General features: G+C 56.2%; 11 protein-coding genes and 1 tRNA gene. 4 read left to right on the top strand and 8 right to left on the bottom strand.

Features of this window, described 5'->3' with window-relative positions:
* Positions 1–223 (bottom strand): hypothetical protein (locus ROE7235_RS20425; RefSeq protein WP_220669588.1); only part of this gene is annotated, 223 nt, incomplete at its 3' end.
* A 146-nt stretch (positions 224–369) separates the two neighbouring features.
* On the opposite strand from ROE7235_RS20425, the gene ROE7235_RS17510 reads away from it, so the two are divergent.
* From ROE7235_RS17510 to ROE7235_RS20245, 3 genes are all read left to right on the top strand, one after another.
* A tRNA-Ser gene (locus ROE7235_RS17510) sits at positions 370–459 on the top strand.
* Between the two features lie 221 nt (positions 460–680).
* Positions 681–2,033, top strand: a complete 1,353-nt coding sequence (locus tag ROE7235_RS17505; RefSeq protein ID WP_147434256.1) for a hypothetical protein — start codon at positions 681–683, stop codon at positions 2,031–2,033.
* An 85-nt stretch (positions 2,034–2,118) separates the two neighbouring features.
* On the top strand, positions 2,119–2,376 hold the full coding sequence (locus ROE7235_RS20245) for a hypothetical protein (protein ID WP_160316343.1): 258 nt from the start codon (positions 2,119–2,121) through the stop codon (positions 2,374–2,376).
* On the opposite strand, the gene ROE7235_RS20855 is transcribed toward ROE7235_RS20245, so the two are convergent.
* The 7 genes from ROE7235_RS20855 to ROE7235_RS17465 form a co-directional block, all read right to left on the bottom strand.
* Positions 2,311–2,643, bottom strand: a complete 333-nt coding sequence (locus ROE7235_RS20855; protein WP_074784647.1) for an HGGxSTG domain-containing protein — start codon at positions 2,641–2,643, stop codon at positions 2,311–2,313. The genes ROE7235_RS20245 and ROE7235_RS20855 overlap by 66 nt on opposite strands.
* A gap of 305 nt (positions 2,644–2,948) precedes the next feature.
* Positions 2,949–4,451 carry a YfjI family protein gene (locus tag ROE7235_RS17495; protein WP_083398046.1) on the bottom strand — a complete coding sequence of 501 codons (1,503 nt, stop codon included), beginning with the start codon at positions 4,449–4,451 and terminating at the stop codon, positions 2,949–2,951.
* Positions 4,448–5,326 (bottom strand): DUF7146 domain-containing protein, encoded by an 879-nt coding sequence (locus ROE7235_RS17490; RefSeq protein WP_050661283.1) that lies wholly within the window; start codon positions 5,324–5,326, stop codon positions 4,448–4,450. Before ROE7235_RS17490 ends, ROE7235_RS17495 begins: the two co-directional genes overlap by 4 nt.
* Positions 5,327–5,417: 91 nt before the next feature.
* A complete protein-coding gene (locus tag ROE7235_RS17485) occupies positions 5,418–5,825 on the bottom strand; it encodes a winged helix domain-containing protein (RefSeq protein ID WP_235575657.1) in 408 nt (135 codons plus the stop codon).
* A 1-nt stretch (position 5,826) separates the two neighbouring features.
* Positions 5,827–6,012, bottom strand: a complete 186-nt coding sequence (locus ROE7235_RS17480; RefSeq protein WP_074784649.1) for a helix-turn-helix transcriptional regulator — start codon at positions 6,010–6,012, stop codon at positions 5,827–5,829.
* Positions 6,013–6,342: 330 nt separating this feature from the next.
* Positions 6,343–6,876, bottom strand: coding sequence for a hypothetical protein (locus ROE7235_RS19970; protein ID WP_074784653.1), 534 nt, complete (start codon positions 6,874–6,876; stop codon positions 6,343–6,345).
* A complete protein-coding gene (locus ROE7235_RS17465; RefSeq protein ID WP_082237323.1) occupies positions 6,873–8,183 on the bottom strand; it encodes a tyrosine-type recombinase/integrase in 1,311 nt (436 codons plus the stop codon). Before ROE7235_RS17465 ends, ROE7235_RS19970 begins: the two co-directional genes overlap by 4 nt.
* 447 nt (positions 8,184–8,630) lie before the next feature.
* Between ROE7235_RS17465 and ROE7235_RS17460 the strand changes: the two genes are divergently transcribed.
* On the top strand, positions 8,631–9,986 hold the full coding sequence (locus tag ROE7235_RS17460) for a site-specific integrase (RefSeq protein ID WP_245964018.1): 1,356 nt from the start codon (positions 8,631–8,633) through the stop codon (positions 9,984–9,986).
* The last annotated feature ends 453 nt before the right edge of the window (positions 9,987–10,439 follow it).

Raw genomic sequence — 10,439 nt, 5'->3', positions numbered from 1 at the left:
CGCAAGCCTCAAGCTCGAGGCGGGCTGGTGAGGAAAGAAAGTCAGGGCGGATCATAAGCAATAGCTGAATCGTTCCAAACCCAGCAGTCAAGTCAACAAATTCGGCTTCTGCAGGACTCGGAGTATAGCTCTCTGAAATCGTCTGTGCTTGGGCATTGTGGTGGGCGAACCCGCCAAATCCTGCCACAGCGCTCCAAATTGCAACAATCACCGCTCTCAGCATACCGTCCCCGCTTTCAAGTTGAGTCGGTTGAACGATAGGCCAAATGCCGTGTTGGACCAAAACACTTTCCCGCGCTTGACACGCCCGTGCGCAGGGATTTTCCACTTGCGCTGATGAAAGCGAAGCATTAAGCCCCACCCGACCGCGGAGAGGTGCCGGAGTGGTCGAACGGGGCGGTCTCGAAAACCGTTGAGGGTGCAAGCCTTCCCAGGGTTCGAATCCCTGTCTCTCCGCCATAAAGACTGCGTATCCCATTGATATAGTTAGTTTTATTTGATTGGTGAGGATTTACTTCCCCCAATCCTTCCCCCGCAACGACCGAGATCCTCTCGGAACGTTCCGGATGACATACCTACATCAACATGCTAATTTGCGATCGCATTGAGCGGAGGGATTTAGCATTTTTGGTTTTCTGAAAAAGCGAAAATGGAAAGAACAAGTTAACCTCGATCATTTCTTGGGCACAGCCATTCCTGTTCAAGAAAACAAAAGCTTCAGGCCCCCAGAGAGCGCCGCGACTTCTGGCTTCGCGGGTCTCACAACTGTGAATGGGGGTCCTAATGGCGACCCTCTCGAGTACGCCATTATAGCATTAAGGAGTGACGCATACCCCTATCAGGCGAAGAGCGAACTGGAAGAGAAATTTGGCCTTGGCGATTCAGAAGCCAGTGAGATTGTTCGCATTGCAAAGAAAAAAATCATGCAGAATCTGGAGGCAAGAAATCCTGAGGCTTGGAAATCGCTAGGATTAAGCTCGTACAGATCATCAGAACCTGAGGGCAATCAATACTTGGATGGATTGCTCGAAGGCGGTCGAAGGGCAGGTATGGACCCTGAAAAGCTGCGAGAGACATTTCAGAACATCAAACCAGAGAGAATGCGTGAACTAACTTCTCAGGTCGACGATATGATTACATCGGAACGCAAAGTTAATCTGCAAGAAATCCTAAGCAACGCTGCGGTCTTTGGCTTAACGGAGGGATACTATGTTGAGCACCAAGGGCGGATCTTTTTCTATTCAATAGCGGAAGATTTCTGGACACAGTTGTTCCAAAGATCCGTACTGAGTGACGCTGTAAGACTGGCAGCCCAAGACATCCAAAACCTTTTGTTTGAAAGAAATGGCACACATTCACCAGCATGTACTGCGCAATTTGTAAGGCTTGCTCAGCACGCGGTGCAGCCGAGCCAGATCGTCCAGCTTAAGGCCAAGCTACCTGACGGTGCAGAAAAAACTGCGCGACTTCACGCCGCAGCATGGGCTGGGCTATTGTTGGGTTTTCCGGTGATAGTTCGTGACGAAGCGCCCGGTGGGGTCATGGAATGGCACTTCAACGACTATCCGGGAAACGCAACGATTTACCGTGTTCGAGACGACGATGCGGACCCGTTGGAACTTGTCCACGAAGTGAATTGGATGCACCTTCAACGAAAAGTTCTAGAGAACAGAGGACGCACCGAAACTCGGGCAGAACACGCCGACCTCAGCGAGCATGAATTGCTCCACAATCCAAAGGGCGCTTGGACCGTCTACGTTGACGACAATTTCCACTACATGGATGAGGACGAGCGATACGTCCTCGGGACATTCGACAGCTACGATGCGGCAGTTACAGCCTGCCGGAAAATCGTCGATGATTTCCTCGAGGCCAATGATGCCAAGTCGGCCGATGAGATGTTTGAGAGCTATGTATCGTTTGGCGACGACCCGTGGATTAAAGGCCTGCCGCCCATATCGAACCAGCCGAATTTCTCAGCCCGAAAGTATGCAGGCGAGCGCTGCACTGAACTCCGGCCGCAGTCGAGTTGAATAATGATTTTTGGAGGAACTCTGCGGCGGTCGCTGCAAGCAAGCCGAGCCCTGCTAAGTAGGCGGATTTGAGAGTGGAAATATTGTGATCGGAACTCTATCACTTATCGCACTGATCGCCTTGGGGTTCATGCAATACTCCATTTGGTTCGCAGTGCCATTGGCGGTCGTGAACACCTTTATTGGAATGCATACCCCACCGGAGCGAGTGGAAAGGCTGCGCGAAATGGGGGTGAGTTACCGGGATTTTCTACTTTCATCGTTGCCATTGCAAGCACTACTCGCAGCAGTTCTTTATGGCTTGGGTTTTGGTACCAACAAGTTTCTGGGTCTTTTTCTTTGAGGCTTTGTGCGCGGCCCACCGCCGGCGTTGCGCTTCTGCGATGCGGGCCTTCCCGTCGTCCGTCCGCGGTCCGGTGCTGGCACCACCGTGAAACTTGCATCGCGTTTTGCCCGGTATGGCCTTTGCTTGGCAGGGCTTTCCCTTCCGAGTTTTGGCTCCGCAAACGATGGCACTCAAAGGCGATAGAGTTGATGGCGGCTCTAATACCCCACCCCGCGCGCGCGCGATGTCGGGGATAAACTTGCGGTCCAAATCTCTACTTTTCATCTTAATCCCTCGTCCAGCTTATGCCAACCTATCCCGCCCGTCTGGCCCATGCCGCTCCAAAATCCTGCGCCCCACTACAAGCTCGGTATTTGTCAAAAGTGGGGCCTAGGCTGCGGTTCTGGTTTTGGCGCTAGGGGGCTGCGACACTTGCGACTTCCGCGACACGAAAAGCGGGTTTCTGGGAGTAGAGGGGTTGCGACAGTCGCGACACTTGCGACATTGGGCGCGCAGCTGGGGCTTGTGTCGCAGTTGTCGCGGAAGTCGCAGGGGGTTGCTCCGCGATTTCTACTAGTTTGGCGTGAGGATTAAACCACATGGCCCGTCCCACTTACGATGCGCCAACTTTCAACTCGAGCGGATCCGCGGACCACTGTTCCCGCTTCAAGACGCACTAGCCATCCGTGCTTTTCAAGCATTTCCAGCGCAGCCCTTGCCTTTGGGCTTTCGCGCAATGCATTCGGCCCCAACCGGACGACATCGCGCACTAGCACATCGGGTTCAGTCCAGTTTGTCAGAAGCCACAGCCGCAGCTTTTCGGCGTTGTCGATTTCAGCGGAAACAAGCGCAGCGCTGGAAAGCCGTGAAGCTTCGGCAAGGTAGTACTGCGCCAGCAAGATTGCATCGTTCATTTCGCTAACCTGCACTTCTGGGGCATACAGGTCACGCCAGAGGGTCAGCACACCAGCGATGCGCGCAGCCTGTTCCGCTGTTTTGGATGCCGTGCCTGAGATATGGGCCAAGTCACCGCCGGGCGCTTGTGCGGTTTCTATGACGTCCGAAAATGCAGACAATTGCGCGCGGGCACCGGGGGTCAAATTAAGGATGCGCGGTTGCAGTTCGCGGGTTTCCAGGTCGATGGGCGGTGTTGTATCGAGGATGTCGCGCAGCCGTCCTGAGAAGTTCGCCATCGCCATATCATCGCGCTTTGTGTTGGCTTGCATTCGGGTTCCGATTGCGCTGGGCGGTTCACACATCAGGAAACGGGGCAGAAAGCCTGTGTCAGCCGCCAGCGGGTCCGCCATGAAGCCCAGCGCGACGGTTGGTTGCACCATCAGGTGTACTGCCAGCCGCCGCCCGTATAACGTCGAGTGCCCATCCCCTGAGCGCGTGCGCCGAATTGGGTTGCCTTGCCAAAGGTCATTGAACGCGGCCAGCGTCTTTTGTCTGTTTTCACTATTCATGGCGTGCCCGCCCAGAAACTGCCCGCCTTCATCCGAGAAAAGCCCAAGGCTGGGGTTTCCATGCGCAAATAGCTTGGTCAGCCCTTCAAAGGTCGGTTCTGTCACTGTCCTATCAGCCGATGCGGGCGCTTCGGGTTCCGGCCCGAGCGCTTCAAGGTCAGCTTGCGCCGCCGTGCGCTTTTCGCCTTTGCCCTTTTTAGCTTCCATTAAAATGTGGTCGCGTTCGCCTTTCCACAGCGCGTGCGCATTGGTCCAGCTTTGCATTTCTTCGCGCTGAGCTTTGGCCCGTTCTTTTTCGTGGTCGCGCAGTGGAGCCATTAGCGGGGCGTCGCACGCTGATTTACGTTCACCGCTTCGAGCGATGGTCAGGGCGTAAATCGATAAAGGGCGCATGCCGCCCAGCGTCTCCACATTGGCAAAGCCTTGCACTGCCAGCGATGCCACGGTGAGAGCCGATGCCGCTGGGATGGCGACAGGGGCTTGCGTCATGCCCTGCACGGCTTCTACCGCGTCGCGCAACGGCCCGAGTGCTTCAACAGGATACGCGGCACCGGCAGCGGTTTCGCGCACCAGCGGTTGCGGAGCTTCGGGGTTGAAGGGTGTTTCTGTTGCGTGAACGTGCATCATGCCGCGTCCTTTCCGGTCAAAATGTCATTCCAATCGCGCCCGTCAGGGGCAGGCAGCAGTGATACCTGCCACCCAATACCGTGCGCCCGCGTCGCCAAAGCCTGCGCCGCTGTGCGGCCTGCTGCATCGCCATCAGCTGCAATGGTCAATCGCCCCGGTTCGTCCGGTAAATGCAGCCCGCGTATCCCCGATGTGGACAGCGCCGCCCAAACAGTCGCAGGGGCGCGCAATAGCCCGCTAGACAGGCTCAGCGCGGTTTCGATGCCTTCTGCCACCGCAAGCGTCTGTGGCCCATCAGACAGGCGTACAGCGCCGCCGCACACCGCGCCCAGCATCGCCTTGGATGGCGTCACATCGGCCTTGCCGCTGCCATCACAGCGTAGATAGGTGCGATGCACTGCGAAGCCTGCGCCACCCTCTACGAGCGCCACCAACGCCGGAAATGTTTTGGCGGTTGCGTGCCAACATTGCGGATCAAAGCGCAGAGTTTTAGGAAGGGGGCAGGTAATACCCCGCCCCCTCAAATAGCTTTCCGCAACTGTGCCTAGGACGGACTGCGCGCCCATCCACAGGCGGTGCGCCTGCTGCGCACGCTTTGCGTCAGCCCTGCGCTGTTCTGCTGCGCGCTGAGCAGAGATTGCCGGATCCGGCGGCGTGTAGGTGCCCTGCGTGATGCCCGCCGCTGTCGCAATGTCGCGATAGTCGCAACCGGCCTTCTTGCAATTCAACAATAGCTTGCCGCCAGTGCCATCGGCCAAAGTGAGCGCATTCTGCGATTTGTGGCCTTCGAACTGGCACACCGGGCAGGGTGCGCAGCCGTAGCGGCCATACCATTTCCCGCACAGTCTTTGCGTTATGTGTTTTGCATCCATCATTACGTCGCCCCCCAAATCAGGGCGGCCAAAGCATTTGCCTGCGCCTCGTTCAGCCCGTGAGCGCGCATCAGGAAGGCGATTTGCAATCTCTTCATACCGCACCCCCAATCCGGCCAAGGGACACGCCAGAGCGCAAAACGTATTTTGCATGATGCCCCGGAAAGTCGCCTGCGTGCGTTTCGGTGATTGTTTCGACTTCAACGCCGATGCCGCGAAGGTCAAAGATATATGCGCTCCAACGCGGTGCAGAATTGTGGATAGTCGTACAGCCTGTTGTGCCCGCCTCAAGCAACTGGTCGAGCGCCCAGCGCACACGGCCAGAAACAAGAATGGCGAAAGCGACGCCATCGGTTGTTGTGACAGAGTAGGACGTGCCGCCGTTGTGGCGTGCTGGTTTGCGTTGTGCTATGATTTGGGTGTCAGCCGCTAGCGCTTGGCAATCTACCCGGCCCGGTTCCTGCGCCAACAGGTTCCGGGCCATTTCGTTTGTGCCGCCCATATCAAGTGACCCGTGTTTCACGGCTTTCGAGCCATGCAGCAATATCGCTTTCGCGCCATGCCACGAGGCGCGCGCCCAGTTTTACGGGCTGGGGGAATCCTCCACGTTTCATCCAGTCGTAAATGGTCGAGCGAGAAAGCCCAGTGCGAGCTTCGACCTCGGGGCGACGCAGTAGTGTTTCGGTCATGTTTAGTTCCTCCTATGGCGTATTGGGTACGCTAGGAAGTTGGCAGAAACTTATTGCCTTTGTCTGGGGCAAATATGGGGATGTATTTGCACCGGCACGGCGTTTAATCTGATGCGCAGATGAGACCATTTCGCGTTTCCATGCACCGCGTCACGGATTGACCGCGCTCCCGCGCAAGTTGCTCAAAACAAATCCGATCCAAAGCCTCGTTATATGCTTGATCGCGAACGGTAAGCCCAAGCCTAAGCTCCATGCCGCACTGATTGCGCAAAGGCTCAGACGGAGCGCAGCCACCGATCAGTACCACCGCGAGTACGAATTTTATCATTCTCATTTTTTCCCCTTCCTGATCTGCTTCTTCTGCAATGCCGGCCCTGTCTTGAAGCCATGGTCTTCCAAAACTTTGCGGAAATCGTCGCGACCTCTTTTGAAGTCAGAACGGATCGTTTCGAACGAACCTTGATAGCCACCGAACTCGGTTTTGTCTTCAAGGCAACGGTATAACGCATCTGTCTGCGTTGTCCCGTCCTCATACATTATGTCCGTCACCCGTTGCCACAAACGAATTCTTCGATAGGTATTGTCAATTGCGGGCTTCCTCGTTCTCTGTTCACCTCGAAGGCGTGCAGCGACGTAGGCCCGTCCGTCTGCTGTATGCAGTTGACCCTTCGCTTCGACCAGTTCAGCGAGTTTGGTTGGATCACCTTCCTGTGCCGCAATTAATGCGTCTAGCTCTGACTTGTTTTCTTCTACATATAGTAACACCCCAATCGCGCGTTTTGTGTTAGGATTCATGTTCGGGTGTTGAGCTTTGCCATCGACATATTCTTGGAGAGCTTTGCGGGTCGCTTCATGCATGGTCATCCCGCAGCTCCCAACTTCACTACGGCGTCACCCTGTGCAGCCTCGCCACGCAGGAACCCAGCCCAATCGGCCATCATTGCCCGCCGCCGTTCGAGCATGTCGGAACGCTGATAGGCACGCTCCACTTCGGAGCCGATAAAATGCGCCAGCGCAATTTCGGCCATGTCGCGCGGGTATCCTTGCTCGGCCGCCCATTGCCGGAAGGTAGAACGTAGCCCATGCGGCACAGCGGCTCGCTTATTGCGCGGATCCACAAAGCCCGCGCGACCTGCCTTCACTTCGCTTTCCTGCATCCGGCGCATGACAGCGGAAATAGACATATCTGACAACATTCCGCCACGGGGAGCAAAGAAGACATAGGGATTGCCATCCAGTCGGGGCAGCGCGCGCAGGATTGCCACGGCTTGCGGTGTCAGGGCCACGCGGTGTTCACGCTCACCCTTCATCCGTGTCGCTGGTATCGTCCAAGTCGCAGTTGTCGCAATGGCACGCGCATCAGATCCATCATCGGTGCCTAAGTCCAACTCATCCCACGCCATGCCACGCACCTCGCCAGAGCGGGCTGTTGTCAGAGTAAGGAATTGCAACGCCTGTGCGGCCATGCCTTCGCGCCGGGCAAGGCTGCGCCACCATTCTGGAGCGTCGACCAGCGCCAGTGCAGGATGATTGCCACCCTTAGTTACCTTCGACGGTTTGGGCAGGATCTCAGCAAGGTTTCCTTTCCACCGGGCAGGATTGTCGCCGGTTCGGTATCCTGCGACAGCTGCCCATGACATCACGTTTTCAATACGCCCACGCAGGCGGGAGGCTGTTTCGGTTTTCGTTGTCCAGATTGGCTCCAGGACGCGTAGCACGTCGCGAACCTCGATAGTCTCAACCTGCATCCGGCCAATCTTTGGCATGGCATAAGTGCTAAGTGTTGCCCGCCATTGCTTACAGTGCTTTTCGTTACGAAACTCGGCCATCTTTCCTTCCAGATATTGCTCCACGGCCTCGGAAAAGGTCAGGGTGCTGCGTGTCGCCCGCTTTTCCGACAATGGATCGCCACCGGCTCGCACAATGCGTTTGTTATCAGTCGCCTTGTCTCGCGCCTCGGCCAGTGGGACTAGAGGCGGGCTTCCCAGCCCCAATTCGCACCGCTTGCCGTGTATCGTGACGCGCTGCACCCAAAATCGGGAACCGTTTGGATCAACCCGCAAGTAAAGGCCGGTGCCCCCACCATCGTGATATTTGCCCGGCTCCTGCACTGCGCGCACCATCGCCGCGGATAATGCCTTGCTTGCCCGTCGCGTTGCTCCATTCGGCATGTCACTTCCCCCTATCCTTCCCCCTAGATGTGAGAGAACCATGCGGACATTGCAAGACCGACTCGGTAGTTAAATGTCAATAATAACAACAATACAGTGTTATAGTGGAAGTTCTGGGACGTGGTCGGAATGTATGATGGCGGGCTGTCTCTCCGCCATTCCTATATAGATCAGTGACTTAAGAGTTGGACAGGCAAGTGCGACACAAAGTGGAGCACCAAGCCCATGAAACTGTCCGCCTATCTGTCGCCATCACGTCACGGGGTTTACTACTTCCGTTGGCCCCTTCCTCGGGCTGAGGACCAAAAGCGCCGAACAGTAAGAATGTCCCTTCGCACCAAGTGCCCAGATCGGGCTGGCGATCTTGCCCGTCATCTTGTATCATGCGGGCGATTGGTTCGGGATAACAAGGCATTGGCACGGCTCAGACAAGACGAGATGCGGGACATGGTGCGGAGCTACTTTGCAGCTTCGCTGGATAGGTATGTGGAGCGGCTGAACGATACCGGCCTGCCGGATCGGTCCCTTGAGGCCCTGCGCCAAGAGTTGGACGTGCATGACGACGCCATAGACGGCTTTGACGACCTGTCGGACCTTTACCTTGATGCAGCCACGTTGGACGGTTTCCGCGCCTCAGCGGGCCTCACAAAGGTTCAGTGGGCCGAGAACGAGCAATCCCTGCGCCAAGAGATGCGCAAGGCCCGCCGGGACCAGATCAAAGCCATTCTGAGCGCCGCTGAGAGCGTTGAAGGCTATTCCTTCTCGGAACCTGCCCGGACAGCGCCACGGCCACCACAGGCCCGCTCCGTGAGCCTGAGCGCCGCTGCAGCCGATTTCAAGGCCGAACATGGGCCGCAATGGTCTCAGGAGATGCGGAACAAGGCCGACGCCTATCTTGCCGTGCTGGTCGAGTTTTTCGGGCCGGATAAGGGCATGGACCAGATCACGCGCCAAGACGCCGCCGAGATGAAACAGGTCGTGCTGTCCATGCCTGTCAATCGCAAGACCAAACCCGAAACCCGCGACCTTCCCTTGCATGAAGCCATCGCAGTTCCGGGCTTGCCCACACTCAGCACCAAGACCGCGAATAGCTATCTCGACATGTTCCGGCGCTTCTGGGACTGGGCAGAAAAACATGGCCGCGCCCCTGAAAAACTGTTTGTCGATTTGAAGGTGAAAGCAAGCAAAAAGAACGATGATGGACGCAAGGCCTTCACGCCTGCCCAGACCAAACGGCTTTTTAAAGAGTTGACCGAGAACACGTCTGGCCTTGTAAAGTCAGACGACTACAAGTGGGCAACGCTACTGACCCTTTATACCGGGGCAAGACGACGCGAGATTGCTCAGCTATTCCTGACGGACATCCGACAAGAAGGCGACATCTGGTTTATCGACATCAACGATGATGGCAAAGGTAAGAGCCTCAAGTCACCTGCCGCTAAGCGCCAAGTGCCCATCCATTCCGAGTTGATCCGGCTTGGCTTCCTTGAATGGGTGCATTCCCTATCTCGACAAGAGAGGCTTTTCGTGTCCTTTTCCTACAACGCCAAAGAGGGCTATGGCCGCAATCTAGGCCGCTCGTTCAGCACGTTTTTAAAGCGGCTTGGCATGAAGGAAGACGGCTTGGTGCTGCACAGCTTCCGCAACACCATGATAACGCGACTGGCTCAGGCTGGCGTCCCAGAGCCGCTCTATCAGGACATTGTGGGCCATGAACGCGAGGGCGTCACGCAACAGGTCTATTTCAAGGCGGGCCATACGCTGGCACAGAAACAGGAAGCCCTTGAGAAGTTTGAGGTATGAGAATGACAAGAAGTACTTTGACAGCCCTAGTTGTTTGCACTGGATCGGCATTTGCATTGGCCACAGAAGCTGCCGCTTTCTGTCCAGAGCCCAGCTATTCGCGCGGAATATCGTTCGAAACACAGGTTGAGAGTTACCTTGAGTACTTACTGTGCCTGCACAACGGACAAGTGGGAACGTTGAACGAACTATCCATACAGCAGAACTCATTGCGCTCTGACGTATCAACTGTTTCCGACCGCTCCAATGAAGCGTTTACACAGCTTCTACAGATGTATGTTGAACTTGGCACAACCAGTGCCGAACTCTTGGCAAGAGTAGAGATGCTAGTGTTCTGAGTCTGACACTTCCTACCTGTTTCCGCGAATTTCATCGAGCGCGTTCAGAGCGCGGCGTTCCCGGGTGAGGATGTCCTCGGCGGTTTTGGTCCATTTGAAGGGTTTGGGCTTGTCG

The sequence above is a fragment of the Roseinatronobacter ekhonensis genome (genome assembly GCF_900499075.1).
Classification (GTDB): domain Bacteria; phylum Pseudomonadota; class Alphaproteobacteria; order Rhodobacterales; family Rhodobacteraceae; genus Roseinatronobacter; species Roseinatronobacter ekhonensis.
The sequence above is the reverse complement of the archived record's forward strand: the minus strand, read 5'-3'. Positions and strand labels throughout refer to the sequence as shown.

Coding starts and splice junctions, on each gene's coding strand:
- ROE7235_RS20855 (WP_074784647.1), bottom strand. CDS start 2,643: ATGAAAAGTAGAGATTTGGACCGCAAGTTTATCCCCGACATCGCGCGC.
- ROE7235_RS17495 (WP_083398046.1), bottom strand. CDS start 4,451: ATGATGCACGTTCACGCAACAGAAACACCCTTCAACCCCGAAGCTCCG.
- ROE7235_RS17490 (WP_050661283.1), bottom strand. CDS start 5,326: ATGATGGATGCAAAACACATAACGCAAAGACTGTGCGGGAAATGGTAT.
- ROE7235_RS17485 (WP_235575657.1), bottom strand. CDS start 5,825: ATGGGCGGCACAAACGAAATGGCCCGGAACCTGTTGGCGCAGGAACCG.
- ROE7235_RS17480 (WP_074784649.1), bottom strand. CDS start 6,012: ATGACCGAAACACTACTGCGTCGCCCCGAGGTCGAAGCTCGCACTGGG.
- ROE7235_RS19970 (WP_074784653.1), bottom strand. CDS start 6,876: ATGACCATGCATGAAGCGACCCGCAAAGCTCTCCAAGAATATGTCGAT.
- ROE7235_RS17465 (WP_082237323.1), bottom strand. CDS start 8,183: ATGCCGAATGGAGCAACGCGACGGGCAAGCAAGGCATTATCCGCGGCG.
- ROE7235_RS17460 (WP_245964018.1), top strand. CDS start 8,631: ATGGTGCGGAGCTACTTTGCAGCTTCGCTGGATAGGTATGTGGAGCGG.